The organism is Liquorilactobacillus capillatus DSM 19910 (assembly GCF_001434915.1).
In the GTDB taxonomy this organism is placed as follows: Bacteria; Bacillota; Bacilli; order Lactobacillales; family Lactobacillaceae; genus Liquorilactobacillus; species Liquorilactobacillus capillatus.
In genome coordinates, this window is sequence record NZ_AZEF01000035.1 from 1 (window position 1) to 20162 (window position 20162).

A 20162-nucleotide genomic window follows, 5' to 3' on the forward strand; every position below is an offset into this window, starting at 1 on the left:
ATTCACGGACAAGCTGGTTAACCCTTAACCTTACTTGATTAGTAATGGAGTGATTGATAGCAACAATTTGTGAGTGAGCACCACAAGAGTGAAGACAGTTTTTACACCAATACCGTTGTTTTTTAAGATATAGTCTAAATTCTTGACCAGTTAAACTAGTAATCTTTAATTTAGTTAATCGGGTACCATTTTTGACGATTGTAGGAAAACCGCAATAAGGGCAACGAGTTAAACTGTAGGTTAACTGGGCGTAAATCACTTTAATATTCCGCTTTTCTCCACCAACGTAGTCAATTTTATTAGTAACACCGGTAACATTAATATTTGTGTCTTTTAAATTTAGTAATTCTAGGATAGAATTGTTTTGGGACATCATAATTACCTCGCTTTGATTTTTTGTTTGGTCGCTTAAATCGTAGCACATGGGGCAGTGATGTCCTGTTTTTTTTTACAAAAAATCTGGCATTGATGATTTCCATCAATACCAGAAAGTTTAGACCCATTTTTTAATCACCAGCTAAAACTAAATACTTTATTTGATTTAAGTTTATAAGATACAAAAGACGAGTTGAGGATGTAGCTAGTTTAAAGTAGTTTTGGTGATCTTTGCTGCGACTCATATAGCCTGTAGCAGTAAATTCATTATTCTGTGTATCAAGTAAATATAATTTAATTAACTTATGCTTACGGATAGCTTGGTCAATAAAAAGCTTTAGTTGAAATCTAGGCATTTGTTGGAAAGAGGAAGATCTCTTTCTGTCGGTAAGTGCAAATTGGGATTGAAGTGACTGCGTCAACTGTTGAAAAGTCGTCTTTTTTAATTCAAGCATAATATAACTCCCTTCAGAACAAATGTTCGATAAACTAATTATAAGAACGTTTGTTCGAAAAAGCAAGAGCTTATTTTAAAGCTAACCAAAATAATAATGGGATTTTATTAAGTTATACTTGAAAAAAGAGTTAAAATAGCACATTATTAAACTAACACATTATTTTAGAGGGGAAATTTAAAACATGTCTAATAGGGGAATGCTGATCGTACTATCTGGTCCGTCAGGAGTAGGAAAAGGAACTGTAAGAAAGGCTATCTTTGAACAAGATGACAATAAGTTCCATTACTCTATCTCGATGACTACAAGAGCTATGAGGCCCGGTGAAGTTAATGGACGTGATTACTTTTTTGTTTCGAAGAAACAATTTGAAGATGAAATTGCTTCTGGTGGAATGTTAGAATATGCACGATATGTTGACAATTATTATGGAACACCGTTAAAATATGTTAATGAGATGCTTGATAGCGGTAAAGATGTGTTTTTAGAAATTGAAGTTAATGGAGCAATGCAAGTTAGAGAAAAGTGTCCAGATGGCCTTTTTATCTTTCTAACACCGCCTGATTTAATGGAGCTCCGGCACCGGATTGTTGAAAGAGGTACAGATGACCTAGCAACGATCGATAAACGGATGGAAAAAGCTGTTGATGAAATTGAAATGATGCAAAATTATGATTATGCTGTAGTAAATGATGAGGTCTTAGCTGCAGTTGAGAAAATCAAAACAATTATTCGGGCTGAACGCTGGCGTGTTAAACGATTCTTACCGGACTATAAAAAACAATTAGGAGATGTTTTGAAATGATTTTATATCCATCTGTCGATGATTTATTAGAAAAGGTTGATTCACGGTACTCACTGATTATGTTAGCAAGTAAACGTGCGCATGAACTTGATGCTGGGGCGTTACCAATGATGAGTGAGTACAAGTCAGTTAAAAATGTAGGTAAGGCACTAGAAGAGATTGCTAATGGGGATTTAATTATTGACCCTGACGAACGTGAAAAAATATAAATAGTATAATAAACTAGTAGAGTTTTATTAGTCTGGATAAGAGAATCGAGATAAGGGCGATATGTGTACCATTATGTTGAAGATTAGTTTTCAATATAATTGTTAATATTGTTTATCGGGATTCTCTTATTTTGTTAGTTAAAATAAATATTTTTCTGCAGATCTAACTAAAAAAATTTAGCCTTAAAAGACTTAAAAAAGAATTTCAAAATTGATACAATAAAGATGCGGTTTAAACGGGGGGATTGACGTGAAAAATAAACACGTAGCAGTATATGTGACTGGCGGAATAGCCGCTTATAAAGCTGCTTATTTCATTAGAACTTTAATTAAAAATGGAGCACAGGTTAGGGTAGCGATGACAAAGGCGGCAGCAAATTTTATCACCCCAATGACATTACAAACTTTAAGCCGACATCGTGTTTACACAGATGAAACACTAATTTACGATGATGAGATCGTTCCCCATATAGAATTAGCTGATTGGTCTGAAATAGCAATAGTCATTCCAGCAACAGCCAATATTATTGCTAAAATTGCTAATGGGATAGCAGATGATTTTGTGACGAGTACGCTGCTAGCCTCGGCTTGTCCTAAATTTGTTGTCCCAGCAATGAATGAAAAGATGTTAACTAACAAAGCAACACAAAGAAATATGGAACGCTTGCAAGCTGATGGAATCCATATTTTAGAACCAGAGATGGGTTTCCTAGCAGAAGGTTATGATGGAAAAGGCCGTTTACCTGCAACAGAAGTCATTTTTAAGTGGCTTACCCAAAAGATGTTACAGGAGAAGACTTCAGCTGGTAGAGATCTTAAAGGGAAACGAGTTCTTATTACTGCTGGTAAGACGATTGAGATTATCGATCCAGTACGTTATATTACGAACCGCTCAACAGGTAAAATGGGTTACGCGCTAGCGCAAATCGCTAGTGAGCGTGGGGCAGAAGTTACCTTAATTTCTGGTCCGACTAATCTATTGCCACCTATAGATGTAAACTTTATTGCTGTTAAAACAACCGCAGAGATGGCGGAACAGGTCAAACGTTATTTTGAAAAAATGGATATTGTTATAATGGCTGCTGCTGTAGCAGATTATCGGGTTGAAAAGCCGGCAACACAAAAGATAAAGAAGAATAGTCCTAACTTAGAATTGAAATTGGTCAAGAACATCGATATTTTGAAAAGCTTAGGCCAACTTAAAACGAAACAATTCTTGGTTGGTTTTGCTGCTGAAACACAAAATCTTTTAGAAAATGCTACCAAAAAAATGCGTGAAAAAAATGTTGATCTTTTGGTTGCAAATGATGTTTCACGGCAGGATATTGGTTTTGGAAGTGATCAGAACGAGGTTACCTTTTTACGCCCTGAAAATAAGCCTCTTCTAATAAGAAAAAATAGTAAAAAAGAAATTGCAGTACAGTTATTTGATTGTATTGATAGTATGGAAAGAAGGTAGCTTAATATTACACAGTATGCAGAAGTGATCGTAGATGTGCCAACGATGCAGACGGATAAACCTTTTACATACAAAGTCGACGAACATTTAACAGATCAACTGGGAGTCGGGATGCGGGTGGTTGTGCCCTTTGGAAAAGGAAATCGTTTAATTCAAGGGTTTGTAACTCGTATTTTTGAACAGACAGATTATCAAGGTGAATTAAAAAAAGTTGCGGCTGTTCTTGAATTAGCACCTGTCTTGAATGATGAAAGTCTCCAATTGGCAGAGTGGATGGCACGGGAAACTTTCTCTTTTAGGATAAGCTGTATGCAAGCAATGCTACCTAGTGCCATGCGTGCTCAGTATCAAAAGAAAGTAGTTCTGCTAACTGATCAGGTCAGCGAAGAGCTAAAAGCTTTTTTTGCTGACAAAAGTGAGCAGATTTTTGATGAACAAAAAATTTCTACTAATATGCAAGGAAAATTGCTTAAAGCCCGACGCCAAAAGCAGGTTGAAATTAAGTACCTTGTCAAAAATAAAGCTCGAGCTAAGAAAATAATGATGTTTCAATCAAAATTAACTGAAGAAATAATTGAAGAGGAAAAAAGCAAATTAAGAGTAAATGCTAATAAACTACGTAAATTGCTCTCTTTTTTAAGAACACATCCGAAAATAGCTTTGACGCAAGCCCAATTTGAAAAGAAAATTGGATTGACGGCCGGAGTCTTACGAGCAGCTGAGAAGAAAGGCTGGCTTTTACGCCAAGAAAGCGAACAGTACCGTGATCCTCGGAAAAATTTGATGGTTGGACAGACGATTCCTAAGAACTTAACTTCTCAGCAAAGGGAAGCAGTTGAAGCGGTTCTCGCTGAAGCTACCAAGAAGCATTCAACAACCTTCCTGCTGCAAGGGGTCACAGGCAGTGGGAAGACAGAAGTTTACTTGCAGGTGATCGCCAAGGTACTTGCTGCCGGTAAGGCGGCACTAATGCTTGTACCAGAAATCTCATTAACCCCGCAGATGGTTGAAAGAGTCACGTCACGTTTTGGTGAAAAAGTGGCCTTGCTTCATAGTGGCTTGTCTAGTGGCGAGAAGTTTGATGAATGGCGACGAATAGAAAAGGGGGAAGCACAAGTAGTTGTTGGAGCACGTTCAGCTATTTTTGCACCTCTTAAAAAGCTTGGAATTATTATTATTGATGAGGAACATGAAACAAGCTACAAACAAGATAATATGCCGCGTTACCATGCGCGTGATGTTGCTAAATGGCGCGCAGAATATCATCATTGTCCAGTTTTGTTGGGAAGTGCAACCCCCTCGCTTGAATCAAGAGCACGTGCACAAAAAGGGGTCTATCGGTGGCTCCATATGGATGCTCGCATCAATCAGCAACCACTACCCAAAGTAAAAATTGTTGATATGCGTGAGGAAGTACCACAATCTAAAAATATAAATTTCTCTGAAGCACTGCTTAGGGGAATTAAACAAACTTTAGAACGGCATGAACAGATTATTTTGATGTTAAACCGGCGCGGGTATTCTTCATTTATGATGTGTCGTGACTGTGGCTTTGTTTTAAAATGTCCAAATTGTGATATCTCGTTAACATTGCATATGGATACACATTCAATGAAATGCCATTATTGCGGACATGAGGAAGCCATCCCACAAGTTTGCCCCAGTTGTAAGGGACGGCATATCCGCTACTACGGTACTGGGACCCAGCAAGTTGAAGTCGAACTTCAGAAATTATTTAGTACAGCACGAATTTTAAGAATGGACGTTGACACAACAAGGCGTAAGGGAGCGCACACACGTATTCTAAATAAATTTGGTCAGCATGAGGCTGATATTTTATTAGGGACACAGATGATCGCTAAAGGACTGGATTATCCGGATGTAACATTAGTTGGGGTTTTAAATGCAGATACAGCATTGGGGATGACTGACTTTCGGGCAAGTGAAAAAACGTTTCAGCTATTAACACAGGTTAGTGGACGAGCGGGGCGGGCTACTAAAAAAGGTCAGGTAATTATTCAAACATATAATCCTCATCATTATGCAATCCAGTTAGCGAAAGAACAGAACTATGAAAAGTTCTTCAGAAAGGAGATGTCTATCCGCCACCAAGGAGCATACCCACCTTACTACTATACTATACAGATAGTAGCGAGTTCGCCTGAAGAAAGCCTAGCTGCTAAAAAGATGTACCAAATTTATGCTGAGATAAGAAAATATTTAAGCAACCAAGCTGTAATTTTAGGACCGACTCCACAGGCGGTTGCTAGAATTAATAACAGGTACTTCTATCAGCTTATTGTAAAATACAAGAAGGAGAAACAACTCTTTGTATACTTGGATAAAATTCTATACGAGAGTCAGAAAGATGAACGAAAAGGTCTTAAAATAATGATAAATAGGGAACCACTTAATTTTGTCTAATGAAAAGGATGAGGAAAAAATGACATCTATCGTATTTATGGGGACACCACAATTTTCAGCTGTAGTCTTAGAAGGCTTAATTAAAGATCATTACGATATTCTAGCGGTTGTGACACAACCTGACCGTTATACGGGAAGGAAACATAAGTTGACCGCCTCACCTGTTAAACAAGTTGCCTTACAAAATAATTTAAAGGTCTTGCAACCGGAAAAAATTACTGGAAGTCCTGAACTAAAGGAAATTATTAATCTTGCACCAGACCTGATCATTACAGCTGCCTTTGGGCAGTTTTTACCAACTAAATTAATTCAGTCTGCAAAAATAGGGGCAATTAATGTACATGGTTCTTTACTACCAAAATATCGTGGAGGAGCACCTGTTCAATATGCTATTATGCAAGGAGAGAAAAAAACAGGTGTTACAGTTATGTACATGATTAAAAAAATGGATGCAGGCGATATGCTGACACAGGCCGAATTACCAATAACTAAATCTGATGATACCGGAACAATTTTTGAAAAAATGAGTCTGCTGGGAAGAGATTTGTTATTACAAACAATTCCGCAATTGATAGCAGGTGAAATTCAAGCTAAACCTCAAAATGAAGCAGAGGTAACTTTTTCACCAATTATTACACCGGAACAAGAAAAGCTTAATCTAAAACAAACCGCACAAGAGCTGGATTGGAAAATTAGGGCATTACGGCCGGCACCAGGAGCATACTTTCAGAATTTTAAGCAAAAACGAACAAAATTATGGCAAATTACACCACTTGAAGAACAGACTTCTTTAGAAGCTGGAAAAGTCGTTGATGTTAACAAGCATCAATTGAAAATTGCCGCAGCGAAGGGAACGGTTTATCAAGTGGATGTTTTGCAGCCAGCGGGCAAACCTAAAATACAGATAACTGACTATTTAAACGGGGTAGGACAAGGCATTAAATTTGGGCAGCAGGTGATTAAAGATGATAAATAAGACACAGAAATCAGTTCGACTTTTAGCAACGGAACTGTTAACTAGAATTGAACAGGAAGGTGCTTATTCAAATATTGTGCTGGATCAAGCAATTAAGAAAAATGGACTTGCAAAAAGAGATGCCAATCTTTTGACTAATATAGTATACGGTGTCTTGCAGCACCGCCTAACGCTTGAATATTGGCTTGAGCCATTCGTTAAGAAAGAGAAAAGAATTAAACCTTGGGTTAAACAATTATTATTAAGTGCACTTTATCAACTACAGTTTTTAGATAAGGTCCCTGCACGCGCAATTTTGAATGAAGCAATTGAAGTGGCAAAAAATAAAGGCCATGATGGGATCCGTAAATTTGTAACGGGGGTCTTACATGCTATCCTCCGAGAAGGAGTTCGGGACGTTGAACATCTTTCAGACAAGTCGTTACGACGACTTGCAGTGGAAAATAGTGTTCCAGAATGGGTAGTGGCTAAGCTGATCAAGCAGACTAGCCTAGCAAAAACAGCAGCTATTTTACGTACCGTTAATGAACATCCACGCCAAGCGGTTCGAATTAATTTTTCTAAAGACACTAAAGAAGGATTAATGGCGGATTTAAAAAAGGAAGGATTTGAATTCAAGGAGAGTTTAGTAAGTCCAGCTAGTTTAATTATCACGAAAGGTTTCGCCCCAACAAGTCAAGCCTACCAACAAGGAAAACTAATAGTTCAAGATGAAAGTGCAACGCTTGTAGTCGAATCAATGGGGATCCAACCACAAGATGTCGTCTTGGATGCGTGTGCGGCACCAGGTGGAAAAACAACTCATATTGCTGATAAACTAACCAGTGGAACGGTAACGGCGTTAGATATCCATCAGCACAAGGTTAATTTGATTGTTGAAAATGCACGTAGATGTGGAGTAGCAGAAAAAGTTACAGCAATAAAACTGGATGCTCGTAAAGCAGCAGAGACATTTGCACCTGCAACGTTTGATAAAATATTAGTTGATGCACCGTGTTCAGGTTTGGGATTGATGAGACGTAAGCCTGAAATTAGATATCAGAAACAGCCCCAAGACTTGTTGAACCTACAGCGTATCCAAATCGAGATCCTAAATAAAGTCGCCCAGTTAGTTAAGCCTGAGGGTGTAATAACATATAGTACGTGTTCGATTATGGATGAAGAGAACAACAAGGTTATTCAGCTGTTTCTGAAGGAACATCCTGAGTTTGTATCTAATCGAACAATAACGGAGAATAAATTAAAAAGTGATAGAGACGATAAAACTTTGACGATATATCCGGATGATTATGGATCTGATGGCTTTTTTATTGCAACATTAAAAAGACAGTATTAAGGTGAGGCGGTAGATTAGTGAAATTTGCGTATAAAAGTGATATTGGTCGGGTAAGAACAAGAAATGAAGATTATGTTGGTCTTTTTAAGAATAAAGCTGGAATTGAGTTTGCTGTTCTCGCGGATGGATTAGGTGGTCATAGAGGAGGTGATGTCGCTTCTGAAATGGCAGTCTCACACCTCGGATATAGATTTGAAAAAACAAACTTTAACAAGTCGGATGAGGGAAGTGAATGGTTGACAACCGAGGTCAGCAAGGAAAATCAACAGATTCTAGAACGTGCGCAGCAGTATGAAGATTTGACCGGGATGGGGACAACGCTAGTGTGTGCGCTATTTTTCGGTAATCAGTGTCTTCTTGCCAACATTGGTGATAGTCGGGGCTACTTATATCGGGAAGGCAAACTAATTCAGGTAACAGAAGATCATTCATTTGTTAATGAATTGGTTAAAAGAGGACAGATCAGCTCTGAAGAGGCTAAACATCATCCGCAAAAAAATATTATTACTCGAACCTTAGGTGTTTCAAAAAATGCTGACTTAGATGAAAAAATATTGGAATTAGAAAAAGATGACTTATTGTTGCTTTGTTCCGATGGGCTAAGTAATATGGTCGAAGATGAACAAATTACCCGGATTTTACAACAGAAGACGGATTTACAGGTCAAATGCCAACAATTGATCGAGTTTGCTAACAAAGCTGGCGGAAACGATAATATAACGCTTTTAATTGCCCAGTTAACCAGTAAGGCCGAGGTGGAGATAAGATGAAGACCGGATATGTTTTGAATGGTCGCTATAAAATCAAAAGTACTCTTGGTGAAGGTGGAATGGCAAATGTTTATTTGGCATATGATCTAATCTTAAAACGTGAAGTAGCTGTCAAACTGTTACGTTTAGACTTACGGGATGATCCAGGGGCGGTTCGCCGATTTAAACGTGAAGCTATTTCGCTTACAGAACTCACACATCCTAATATAGTTAGTATTTATGATATGGGCCAAGAAAATGGAATGCAGTATTTAGTAATGGAGTACGTGCAGGGGATGGATCTTAAAAGTTATATTGCACAAAACTTCCCTTTTAAATATGAACGGGTCATCGGTATTATGGAACAAATCCTCTCGGCTGTTGCAGAGGCTCACGTACATGATATTATTCATCGGGACTTGAAACCGCAGAATATATTGATCGATAACAATGGACAGGTTAAAATTACCGACTTTGGGATTGCGCTTGTAACATCAGAGTATTCTTTGACGCAGACGAATACTTTGATGGGGTCAGTCCATTATCTTTCACCGGAGCAAGCACGCGGTAGCGCAGTTACGAAACAGTCGGATATTTATTCATTAGGTATCATTCTTTTCGAGATGTTAACGGGGCGAGTTCCTTATCAAGGAGAAACAGCCGTTGCCATTGCTTTAAAACATTTTCAAAGTGAGATGCCTTCAGTACGAGCCTTTGACAATCAAATACCGCAAGCTTTAGAAAATGTTGTTTTACGTGCTACGGCTAAGCAGTTGACGGACCGCTATATGTCGGCTGCTGAAATGGCTCATGATCTAAGTACGGCTTTATCATTGGTGCGTTCAAATGAAAAGAAATGGTTGCCCCAAAAAAATAATGATGAAGAAACTAAGATATTAACACCTTTACGTGATCAAGATCTAAAAACTAAGCATGAAGAAAATGAAGATAACCGAGAAAATAAGAAGAAAAAATGGAGCCGTAAAAAGAAATGGCTCATTATGGGAATAACTTTTCTATGTCTTATTTTAATAATGACCGTCACGGCTATCGGGCTAATGCTGCCTAAAAATGTTGAAATACCTGATTTGCGTGGAATGACAGAGTCTGAAGCTCGTAGTACTCTACAGGATTTAAAAGTAAAAGTGGGAACTGTAGAAAAGCACTATAGCAGTAAGTACTACTATGGTCAAATTATTGCCAGTAAACCTAAAGAAGGTACGAGTATTCTTCAAAATTCAAAAGTCAATTTGGTTATTTCAAAAGGTGAGGAAAAATTTAAATTCGGTGATTATAGCGGGCAATCATATAATACTGTGAGAAAGAAGCTTGAGGTTAAAGGCGTAACTGTTTTAAGGGAAAAAAGGCACTCTAATACAGCGGCTAAAGGTGAAATATTGGACCAGAGTATTTCAAAGAAACGTAAAGTCATCTGGAACGAGACGACAGTTACATTTACGGTTAGTTCAGGCGCTAAAGAAATGATTTTACGTGATTTGACGGGTTATACAAGAAAGAGCGTGCAGGATTATGCAGATGAACTTGGTTTGCTCTTAAAGGTTAAAAATGATTCTGCCAGTTCTAGTAGTAATAATTCGAGTTTAATTGTTTCCCAGTATCCAGCAGCCGGGACTCCTGTTCAAAGTGGGCAAGTTTTGGAAGTGACGATGGCAGATGGAAATCAGAGCAGCTCATCTAAAAGTAGCTCTAGCCAAAGTACATCATCTGGTGATAAGGCTAATTCCTTTGATGTCAGTGTGGCAGTTCCTTTTGATGATTCCAGACAGGAATCGGATGCAGATGGAAATAAAACAAATAAGGTCGAAATATATCTGCAAGATAAAAGTCATCATTTAAATGATATTTATGAGACGATGACGATTACAAAAGACACGAATGTTACTTTACCGTTTGTTTTAGACAACGGAGCTGTGGGTAAGTATAAAATTGTTCGTGATGGAAATGTTATTGCAGAGCGTGATAATATTACTCATAATGGAAATTAGATTTTAGGCATACTTAACATGTGAAGGGATAGGTTAAAAGCTTGGTGAAGGGATTAATAAGACAATCGCTTAGCGGTTATTACGATATTGAAGTTAATGGTGTTGAATATCGAACGCGGGCACGAGGAAATTTTAGAAAGAAAGGTAAAACGCCGTTAGTAGGAGACTGGGTTGAATTTAAAGCAGAGCAACCACAAGAAGGATATATCTTAAAAATATATCCACGTAAGAACTCAATGATCCGACCACCGGTTGCTAACGTTGATACAGCGCTAGTTGTAACGGCTTGTAAAGAACCGGATTTTAAAAGTAATTTGTTAGACCGCCAACTAGTGATGTTGGAGAAAAACAATATTCGACCTATTCTCTATTTTTCAAAGTTAGATTTGTTGTCGGTAACTGAATTTAAAATAATGACCACAATAGTTTCTTATTATCGAAAATATTATCGCTGCTTTTTTGCTCAGGATGATGATCCTAAGCAGCTTCTAGCAGAGTTTAAACATGAGATTGTAGTTGTCATGGGGCAAACTGGTGCAGGTAAGTCAACGCTTTTAAATAAATTGGCACCACAACTGAACTTAACAACTGCTGCGGTCTCAAAGGCGCTTAGTCGGGGACGGCACACTACTCGTAAAACAGCTTTATTACCAATTGAAGAGAATCTAATTGCCGATACGCCAGGATTCTCATCGTTTGAATTACGGGATGTTACAAAAGAAACTTTGCCACACTTATTTGTTGATTTTGTAAAATACCAGTCCAACTGTAAGTTTCGCGGCTGTCTACATTTAAATGAGCCGCAGTGTGCTATCAAGGCAAAAGTACAAGAAGGACAGATTTTAGAAAGTAGATACAATAATTATGTTCAATTTCAAAAAGAGTTACAGCAACAAAAGCCTAAATATAAAAGATGAGGTGAAAGAAAATGAAAATTGCGCCTTCGATTTTAAGTGCTGATTTTTTAAATATGCAAGAGGATATAACCAATGTTGAACAAGCAGGTGCTGAATACCTGCATATTGATATTATGGATGGTCATTTTGTATCTAATCTGTCTTTTGGACCAGCAGCTGTTCAAGCTATTCGTCCTATGACTAAGATGGTCTTAGATTGCCATTTAATGGTGGAACGACCAGATGAGTACATCCAACAATTAGCTCAAGCAGGTGCAGATGTTATTGGTGTCCACGTTGAAGCAACCGTCCATATTCAACGAACACTTGCTTTAATTAGAGAAAACGGTTGTAAAGCCGAAGTTGTTCTTAACCCTGGGACACCATTAAATACGTTAACAGAATTACTACCGTTTATTGACGCGGTTTTAATAATGACAGTAAATCCTGGTTTTGGTGGTCAAAAGTTTATTTCTGAGATGGTTGATAAGGTTCGGCGATTAGCTCAAATAAAGAAAGAACAACAACTGGATTTTGAAATAGAAGTTGATGGTGGCATAAACGATGCAACGATTAAGCAATGTGCGGCTGCTGGTGCAACGGTTGCAGTTGCTGGTTCTTTTGTCTTTGATGGTATAGATCCGCGGCAAAAAGTTGAATTACTTAAGAAGTTGGCAAATGATGAATGAGATAGAGATTAATTTATTGGTCGGCGGTCCTGTTTGTGAATGGCCGCCGACCTTGTTTGAGGGTGACCAGAAGAACAAGAAGTGGGTTGGAGCTGATCGTGGGGCGCTTTACCTTAGCGAAAGAGGCATTAAGCCAGAATTTGTTATCGGCGATTTTGATTCAGCTACAATGGAAGAGAAACAAGCGATCAAAGATACTTGTGCGGAGATAATAACGGCTAAACCAGAAAAAGATGATACGGATACAGAACTAGCGGTTAAGGAGATAATCCGACGCTACACATCTTGCAAGATTAACATTTACGGAGCAACAGGTGGAAGGCTAGATCATCTATTGGCTAATCTTTTCTTCGTACTGCGAGAACCCTTTTATAAAAAGCTACAAAAGATTCGACTCTATGATAAACAAAATACCGTTTGTTTTTTTACCCCTGGGAATTATCAGCTAAAGAAGGAAACAGATAAGCGCTATCTAGCGTTTGTTTTATTAACAGCCGTTACTGAGCTGTCTTTATACGATGAAAAATACCGTTTAGATAAAAAAAGTTTTTCCTTTCCAGTTTCTCTAGCCAGCAATGAGTTCGAAGGTCCAACGGCTACGTTTAGTTTTAAAAAGGGTGTTATTTGTGTAATCCAAAGTAAAGATTGAAGCTAGGTAGTTAAATTTTGAGGGCTATGCAGTTGTGATGGTATACGTAGTTCAAAAACAACTTGATAGTTCTAGCCTTTGATAGGTCTAGACGAGGCAACCGTAGGTCTGAATTAAAGTTAATTTTTAGTTCAGCCTATTTTAATTCGTATAATTTTTAAAATAAAAAGACCCGTCAATGACGAGTCTAGAAGCGTTTATACGCGTGTTACTTTACCAGATTTTAATGTCCGAGCAGAAATCCAAACTTTCTTTGGCTTTCCATCTACTAAAATTCTAACCTTTTGTAGATTTGGTTTCCAACTACGGTTTGATTGGTTTAAAGCATGCGAACGTTTTTTGCCGAATTTAGTTTTTTGACCTGTAATAAAATCTTTTGCCATTATTCATTTTCCTCCTTTGTTGCTAGGATTTCGAAGTAGACACCTACTTACTTACTAGAATAAGTTATCATAGTTAATGTGTAATTGCAAGATTTTTCTGTAAAGTAAAATAACTTGGCAGTTAAAGATGATATAATCAAATTAAGGTAAAATAAAATGAGTCAACTTAATGACTGTTTAAGGTATGGAGAGATAGCCCAGATTCATTGACATGGTATTGACTTCTGCTTTATGATAAAATATCGTTAATGATTGTGTGAAAAATTAAGGAGGCTATATTTTATGGCTGTAAAAATCAAAACGCAATTTGGAAATATCGATATCAGCAATGAAGTAATTGCAACAGTTGTTGGTGGAGCAGCAACTGAGATTTTTGGGATTGTTGGTATGGCTAGTAAAAATCAAATTAAAGATAATTTAAATGAAATTCTAAAGCGGGATAACTATTCAAAGGGAGTAGTTGTTCGGCAAGAAGATACTGAAGTAGCAGTAGACGTATATATCATAGTAGGTTATGGAACAAAAATATCCGAAGTATGTCGTAATGTTCAAGACAAAGTTAAGTACAACTTGGAATCCATGTTAGGTGTAACTGCTAATTCTGTTAATGTCTTCGTACAAGGCGTACGTGTTATTGAGGAATAATTAAATAAGATTAGCGGATTACCAAGGAGGAAAACAAACTTTGAAAGTTACAGAGATTACTGATTCAGAATTCAGAAAAATGGTTCTGATAAGTTCAAAAAAATTAAATAAAAATGCCGAGTTCATCAATTCATTAAATGTTTTTCCTGTGCCTGATGGTGATACGGGGACAAATATGAGTCTGTCATTTGCAAGCGGGGCAAAATACGTTAGTGAATCGACGGCTACTGCTGTAGGAGAGCTGACTGCAAGTTTAGCTAAAGGTTTGTTGATGGGCGCACGGGGTAACTCAGGAGTGATCTTGTCTCAGATCTTCCGTGGCTTTTATAAGAGTACGGAAAAAAAGGCTGTTTTGACCGCCAAGGATTTAGCAGCTGCTTTAACGAGTGGAGTTGAAACGGCTTATAAGGCAGTTATGAAACCAACTGAAGGAACGATCCTAACCGTTTCGCGAAAAGCAGCTAGCGCAGCTAATAAGAAGGCTGCTGAAACGGATGATACGGTTGCGGTTATGGGAGCCGCTTATGAGGCTGCTAAGACAGCTTTGGCAGAAACACCGGAATTATTACCGGTTTTAAAAGAAGTCGGTGTCGTTGATTCAGGTGGTCAAGGCTTGACATTTGTTTATGAAGGCTTTTTTAATGCCCTTAGTGGTAAAGATATTGCGGAAGATGAAGAGATTCACCAGCCTAATGTCGAGGAAATGGATGAGATGGTCAATGCAGCTCACCACAAGAGTGTTCAGAGTCAATTAGACACAGCAGATATTAAGTACGGTTATTGTACGGAAATTATGGTTCGTTTAGGTGCAGGACGTTTGGTCGACCAAAAATTTGATTATGATAAGTTTAGAGAACATCTTAATGAGCTAGGAGATTCTTTACTGGTTGTGGCTGATGATGAAGTTGTTAAAGTCCATGTCCATACAGAACACCCTGGTAAGGTTCTGGCCTACGGGCAGCATTTTGGTTCATTGATCAAAGTTAAGGTTGATAATATGCGCCTACAACATGAAACGATCTTAGAACATGATCATGATCAAGAAGAAACACCAGTGGCAGTACAAGAGGTCGACAATAACGGTTACGGAATTATTGCTATTGCTGCTGGTACTGGGATAGGTAAGCTTTTTAATGGTTTGGGTGTAACACATATCCTAAATGGTGGGCAAACGATGAATCCTAGCACACAGGATATTATGGATGCTATCAAACAAACTAAAGCTGATAAGATTATTCTGTTACCCAATAATAAGAATATTTTTTTAGCGGCCCAACAAGCAGCTGAAGTAGCTGAGATACCTGTCGCGGTTATTAAAAGTAAAACAATCGCACAGGGGTTGACTGCAATGCTTGCCTTTGACCCAGCAGTCTCGGTTGAAGAAAATGAACAAAATATGGCAAGTGAATTAACCTCCGTTGTTTCAGGTCAAGTTACGGTCTCGGTTCGTGACACGACAATCGACGGTAAGAAAATTAAAAAAGATGATTATATAGGGATCGTTGACGGAAAAATCAGGGTCACAGATCCGGATAGAAAGCAAACGGCCATTATGATGTTAAAGTCAATGATTGATGAGGACAAAGAAATTATTACAATTATTTATGGTGAAGATGGCTCACAACAAGAAGCTGAAGAGATAAAAGTAGCTGCCCTTGCTGAAGATGAAGATTTGGAAGTTGAGATTCACCAAGGAAACCAGCCAGTATATCCTTATTTGATTTCAGCTGAGTAACAAGTATTACTTTGCATGATCTGATTGATTCAAATGGAATCAGTCAGATTTTTGGTATTTATAGAATACTGAATAATTGTTTAAGGAGATGGTGCCTTGAAGAGCCTTACAGATCCTGTTAGCGTTTTGAAGGGTGTTGGACCTAAAAATGCAGTTGCGCTGAGTAAGCTAGGAATAAATACGGTCGGTGAGTTGTTGCAAACATATCCCTTTCGCTATGACGATTTTGCAGTACGTAAGTTAAGTGAAATCACTGACCAGGAGAAAGTTACTTTAAAAGGGACAGTTGCTTCAGAGGCAGTACTTACTCGTTTTGGACGAAAAAAAAGCCGGCTTAATTTTCGTTTGCTTGTGGATCATGATGTAGTTATGGTCACCTTTTTTAATCAACCTTACTTGGCACCAAAAATTGAAACAGGGCAAGAGATGGTTATTTATGGCAAGTGGGATAGTAAAAGGCAGCGGTTAGCAGGAATGAAGATGCTGTTTAACGCTGGGACTAACGATATCGCTGGTGTTTATCGTTCCTCGAAAGAGATTAAACAAGCCACTATCAAAAAAATCGTTGTGACAGCGTATGAGTTATATAAGGATCTTTTGATTGATATTATTCCGCTAGAAACCCGAACGAAGTTTCGTCTATTGCCACGGCAAAAGATGGTACATGATATGCATTTTCCTGTAAATCAAACGTCAGCTAGACTGGCACGGCGTTCGGCTACTTTTGATGAATTCTTTCGCTTTCAGGTAAAGCTACAGTTTATTAGAAAAACGGAACATAAGGAACAGGGAATCCGGCTTGCATATAATAATGCCAAGCTGAGGTCCTTTATCGCAGCCTTACCTTTTGAACTAACAGACGCTCAAAAAAAAGTTATTAATGAAATTTGCAGTGATATGCACCATGATGTTCATATGAATCGTTTATTACAAGGTGATGTTGGTTCAGGTAAAACGGTCGTTGCGGCGGTTGCTCTTTATGCAGCTGTAACAGCTGGTTTTCAAGCTGCATTGATGGTCCCAACTGAGATTTTAGCGCAGCAGCATGCTGAGAAGCTAGACCGTTTATTTGCTAAATTTGATGTGACGGTTGCTTTATTGACCAGTGCAACTGCTAGTCGGGTTAAGACGCGGCGTGAATTATTGAAACATCTGAATGATGGCCAGATTAATGTTGTTGTTGGGACACACGCATTGATTCAAGATGATGTTGTTTTTAAAAGGTTGGGGCTGGTTGTTACCGATGAGCAGCATCGTTTTGGGGTTAACCAACGACAAAAATTTAAGCAAAAAGGTACATTACCGGATGTTCTGGCAATGACAGCAACGCCGATTCCACGAACCTTAGCAATAACGATGTATGGTGAAATGGATATATCAACTATTACGGAACTGCCTGCAGGACGTCAACCGATCGAAACAGTTTGGTTACGAGAAAAACAGCTGCAAGAAGCACTCTTATTTTTAACAAGGCAGCTGGAGCTTGGAGCACAAGCATATGTGATCAGTCCTCTGATTGAAGAATCGGAGATGATGGATCTAAAGAACGCTGAAGAAGTTTTTTCTAGATTAGCAAAGCAGCTTGAACCACGTTATCACGTTGGACTGCTTCACGGGCGAATGAAGGCTACAGAGAAAAACGATGTTATGAGTGCTTTTAAAGCTAAGAAGTTTGACGTCCTCGTTGCCACAACTGTTATCGAGGTCGGGGTCGATGTTCCTAACGCGACCGTAATGCTGATTCTAGACGCTGACCGATTTGGTTTAGCACAATTACATCAATTACGTGGACGTGTTGGACGGGGATCTAAGCAATCATATTGTTTTTTGATCGCTGATCCTAAAAGTGAGTACGGCGTTTCAAGAATGAAAGTTATGACTGAAACAAATAATGGTTTTATAATTGCACAAAAAGATCTTGAACTAAGAGGTCAAGGTGATCTTTTAGGCAACAAACAGGCTGGAGTCCCAGATTTTCAAGTTGGAGATCCAGTAGCTGATTTAAGAGTTCTGCAGGTTGCTCAGACAGAAGCAGCAGAAATTATTAATGATCCAGCGTTTATGCAGAAAAGTGAAAATAAGGGTTTGCTAACCTATTTGAAACAAGAGTTAGCGCAGGGAATTAGTTTTGATTAAAAGAAAGAAGATGATACTTTGAAAATCGCAGTTGACGCAATGGGTGGCGATAATGCACCACAAACGGTTGTTGCAGGTGTAGAACACGCACGGGATGAGTTTGAGGATACTGAGTTTTTACTTTACGGTGTTGAAAAAGAGATCCGTAAGTATTTAAAAAATGAAACACGAATCACGATTATTCATACTGATGAAATGATCATGATGAACGATGAACCTGTAAAAGCCATTAGGCGTAAAAAGAATGCCTCAATGGTTTTAGCGGCAAGAGCAGTTAAAGAACACAAAGCAGATGCAATTTTCTCATGTGGTAATACAGGAGCACTTCTGGCAGCCGGTTTATTGATTGTGGGACGAATCAAGGGGATCTCACGGCCAGGTTTATTATCTACACTACCTATGATTGGGACCGAAGAAGGGGCATTTAACCTTTTAGATAGTGGAGCGAATGCAGAAAATAAAGCAGAACATTTACATCAGTATGCCATTCTAGGAAAGTATTATGCTCAGAATGTTCGCCATATTGAAAACCCACGAATTGGACTATTGAATAACGGCACTGAACCGCATAAGGGGAGTAAAGTGACACAGGAGGCATACCAGTTGCTTGCAGAGGATCCTAACCTTAATTTTGTGGGGAACATTGAAGCAAGTAACATTTTAAATGATGCAGCAGATGTTGTAGTTGCAGATGGCTTTACAGGTAATGCTGTTTTAAAGGCAATTGAAGGGACTGCTTCTGCGATCATGCACCTTGTTAAAAAGGCGATTTTAGATAGTGGCCTTAAGGGCAAGATCGGTGGTTTGCTGTTAAAATCTAGTTTAAAGGGACTAAAGGAGAAGATGAATCAGTCTCAGTATGGTGGGGCCGTACTGTTAGGCGTCAAGGCGCCAGTTGTTAAAGCACACGGGTCGAGTGATGGACAAACGGTTTATTACACCCTAAAGCAAATTCATACCATGATCGAGGGAGAGATGATTCCTGATTTTGTTAATTATTTTAGTCAGGAACATGCTGCAAGCAAGACAAAAGAGCAGTCTATTTAATAATAATATTTTTGGAGGAAAAAGATGACTGAAAAAGAAATTTTTGATAAAATTGCTAAAATTATTCATGATCGTTTTGAACTAGAATTAGATAAGATTACCCCTAGTCTGACCTTTGCATCTGATCTAGATGCTGATTCGATTGATATTGTAGAATTTGTATTAGAACTTGAGGAAACTTTTGATGCTGAAATTCCTGACGAGGATGCTGAGAAGCTAGTAACAGTTGGTGACGTTGTCAGCTATATCAAAGAACACCAAGCTTAAGGTGAGATTGTATCAGAGAATAGCTAAAAGCTAGGGCAGGTATTTTTGTGTCCCGGCTTTTTTAGTGTTGTTTATAAGTCTGCAACTAAATTGAGACTTAAGCTCTTTATGAAATGCTGCTAAAGGCCTTTTTAGTGGGAGGATGCTTTGTTTCAGCCCCATGAAAGGGTATAATGTAAATACTGAATTAAACTAAAGGAGAAGAAAAAGTGATAATTGGATTAGTAGAAAAACTTAAAAAAGATTTTGGAATAGTTTTTAAAAACCCGGCTTTATTAGACGAGGCGTTCACGCATGCTTCATATGCGAATGAACATCCACGGGAACACCTCAAGTATTACGAGCGAATAGAATTCCTGGGTGATGCTGTAATGCAATTATGTGTTTCAGAATATCTCTTTGTTCGCTATCCGATGCTGCCAGAGGGGAAACTTTCACGTCTGCGCGCTGCCATGGTTTGCGAGGATAGTTTTAGTAAGTTTGCTAAAGAATGCAACTTTGATGAATATATTCGGCTTGGAAAAGGTGAAGAAAAAGCTAATGCTCGCCAACGACCATCACTTTTATGCGATATTTTTGAATCTTTTGTGGGTGCTTTATACCAAGATCAGGGTAAAGAAGCAATTGACAAATTCATTGCACAAGTTGTTTTTCCAAAGCTCGATATGGGCTGGTTTGATCATTTGTTAGATCATAAGACAGAATTACAAGAATATTTACAAAAGAACGGCAATGTAGATATTGAATATGATGAAGTTATGGATAAAGGACCTGAGCATGACAAACAATATACGATGGCTGTGAGTGTTAATGGTAAAGTAAGTGGAACTGGTACAGGCCATTCTAAAAAAGCTGCAGAACAAGCAGCTGCCAATGATGCTTTGAAAAAAATTAACAAGAGGTAACTGTTGCTACTATTCT

General features: G+C 38.3%; 20 protein-coding genes. 17 read left to right on the forward strand and 3 right to left on the reverse strand.

The features are described from left to right. Together FC81_RS08385 and FC81_RS08390 are read right to left on the reverse strand one after the other, a co-directional pair. Positions 1–424, reverse strand: a 424-nt coding sequence (locus FC81_RS08385; RefSeq protein WP_162254829.1) for a transposase family protein, incomplete at its 3' end; no start/stop codon positions are given. 82 nt (positions 425–506) lie between these two features. Then, positions 507–830 (reverse strand): hypothetical protein, encoded by a 324-nt coding sequence (locus tag FC81_RS08390; protein ID WP_057745645.1) that lies wholly within the window; start codon positions 828–830, stop codon positions 507–509. A 184-nt stretch (positions 831–1014) separates the two neighbouring features. Here FC81_RS08390 and gmk point away from each other — a divergent pair, with 184 nt between their 5' ends. The 11 genes from gmk (at position 1015) to FC81_RS08445 (ending at position 13028) form a co-directional block, all read left to right on the forward strand. Next, positions 1015–1635, forward strand: a complete 621-nt coding sequence (gene gmk / locus FC81_RS08395; RefSeq protein ID WP_057745648.1) for a guanylate kinase — start codon at positions 1015–1017, stop codon at positions 1633–1635. After that, on the forward strand, positions 1632–1844 hold the full coding sequence (gene rpoZ / locus FC81_RS08400) for a DNA-directed RNA polymerase subunit omega (protein ID WP_057745651.1): 213 nt from the start codon (positions 1632–1634) through the stop codon (positions 1842–1844). The genes gmk and rpoZ overlap by 4 nt, the downstream gene beginning before the upstream one ends. Before the next feature lie 250 nt (positions 1845–2094). Further along, the gene (gene coaBC, locus FC81_RS08405; RefSeq protein ID WP_057745654.1) at positions 2095–3303 is read left to right on the forward strand and encodes a bifunctional phosphopantothenoylcysteine decarboxylase/phosphopantothenate--cysteine ligase CoaBC; all 1209 of its coding nucleotides are present in this window, start codon (positions 2095–2097) and stop codon (positions 3301–3303) included. Between the two features lie 6 nt (positions 3304–3309). Further along, positions 3310–5727: a primosomal protein N' gene (gene priA, locus FC81_RS08410; RefSeq protein ID WP_057745657.1), complete on the forward strand. Its 2418-nt coding sequence runs from the start codon at positions 3310–3312 to the stop codon at positions 5725–5727. Between the two features lie 19 nt (positions 5728–5746). Next, positions 5747–6703 (forward strand): methionyl-tRNA formyltransferase, encoded by a 957-nt coding sequence (fmt, locus tag FC81_RS08415; RefSeq protein WP_057745660.1) that lies wholly within the window; start codon positions 5747–5749, stop codon positions 6701–6703. Next, entirely contained in the window at positions 6693–8039 is a 1347-nt protein-coding gene (gene rsmB / locus FC81_RS08420) for a 16S rRNA (cytosine(967)-C(5))-methyltransferase RsmB (protein WP_057745662.1), read from the forward strand. The genes fmt and rsmB overlap by 11 nt, the downstream gene beginning before the upstream one ends. A 17-nt stretch (positions 8040–8056) precedes the next feature. Beyond that, positions 8057–8809, forward strand: a complete 753-nt coding sequence (locus FC81_RS08425) for a Stp1/IreP family PP2C-type Ser/Thr phosphatase (protein WP_057745665.1) — start codon at positions 8057–8059, stop codon at positions 8807–8809. After that, complete coding sequence (gene pknB, locus FC81_RS08430) at positions 8806–10794, forward strand: Stk1 family PASTA domain-containing Ser/Thr kinase (protein ID WP_057745668.1); 1989 nt, start codon at positions 8806–8808, stop codon at positions 10792–10794. Before FC81_RS08425 ends, pknB begins: the two co-directional genes overlap by 4 nt. A 41-nt stretch (positions 10795–10835) precedes the next feature. After that, entirely contained in the window at positions 10836–11711 is an 876-nt protein-coding gene (gene rsgA / locus FC81_RS08435; protein ID WP_057745671.1) for a ribosome small subunit-dependent GTPase A, read from the forward strand. Positions 11712–11722: 11 nt separating this feature from the next. Beyond that, positions 11723–12379, forward strand: a complete 657-nt coding sequence (gene rpe, locus FC81_RS08440) for a ribulose-phosphate 3-epimerase (RefSeq protein ID WP_057745674.1) — start codon at positions 11723–11725, stop codon at positions 12377–12379. After that, complete coding sequence (locus FC81_RS08445; RefSeq protein ID WP_235804669.1) at positions 12369–13028, forward strand: thiamine diphosphokinase; 660 nt, start codon at positions 12369–12371, stop codon at positions 13026–13028. The genes rpe and FC81_RS08445 overlap by 11 nt, the downstream gene beginning before the upstream one ends. Before the next feature lie 197 nt (positions 13029–13225). Here FC81_RS08445 and rpmB read toward each other — a convergent pair whose 3' ends face one another. Beyond that, positions 13226–13411, reverse strand: coding sequence for a 50S ribosomal protein L28 (rpmB, locus tag FC81_RS08450; RefSeq protein ID WP_057745677.1), 186 nt, complete (start codon positions 13409–13411; stop codon positions 13226–13228). Between the two features lie 282 nt (positions 13412–13693). On the opposite strand from rpmB, the gene FC81_RS08455 reads away from it, so the two are divergent. From FC81_RS08455 to rnc, 6 genes are all read left to right on the forward strand, one after another. Then, positions 13694–14056, forward strand: a complete 363-nt coding sequence (locus FC81_RS08455) for an Asp23/Gls24 family envelope stress response protein (RefSeq protein ID WP_057745680.1) — start codon at positions 13694–13696, stop codon at positions 14054–14056. A 40-nt stretch (positions 14057–14096) separates the two neighbouring features. After that, complete coding sequence (locus FC81_RS08460) at positions 14097–15791, forward strand: DAK2 domain-containing protein (protein WP_057745683.1); 1695 nt, start codon at positions 14097–14099, stop codon at positions 15789–15791. Positions 15792–15887: 96 nt separating this feature from the next. Next, positions 15888–17927 (forward strand): ATP-dependent DNA helicase RecG, encoded by a 2040-nt coding sequence (gene recG, locus FC81_RS08465; protein WP_057745687.1) that lies wholly within the window; start codon positions 15888–15890, stop codon positions 17925–17927. 18 nt (positions 17928–17945) lie between these two features. After that, positions 17946–18974, forward strand: coding sequence for a phosphate acyltransferase PlsX (gene plsX / locus FC81_RS08470; RefSeq protein ID WP_057745690.1), 1029 nt, complete (start codon positions 17946–17948; stop codon positions 18972–18974). 24 nt (positions 18975–18998) lie between these two features. After that, complete coding sequence (acpP, locus tag FC81_RS08475) at positions 18999–19241, forward strand: acyl carrier protein (RefSeq protein WP_057745693.1); 243 nt, start codon at positions 18999–19001, stop codon at positions 19239–19241. Between the two features lie 209 nt (positions 19242–19450). After that, positions 19451–20146 (forward strand): ribonuclease III, encoded by a 696-nt coding sequence (gene rnc, locus FC81_RS08480; RefSeq protein WP_057745696.1) that lies wholly within the window; start codon positions 19451–19453, stop codon positions 20144–20146. Positions 20147–20162: the final 16 nt, after the last annotated feature.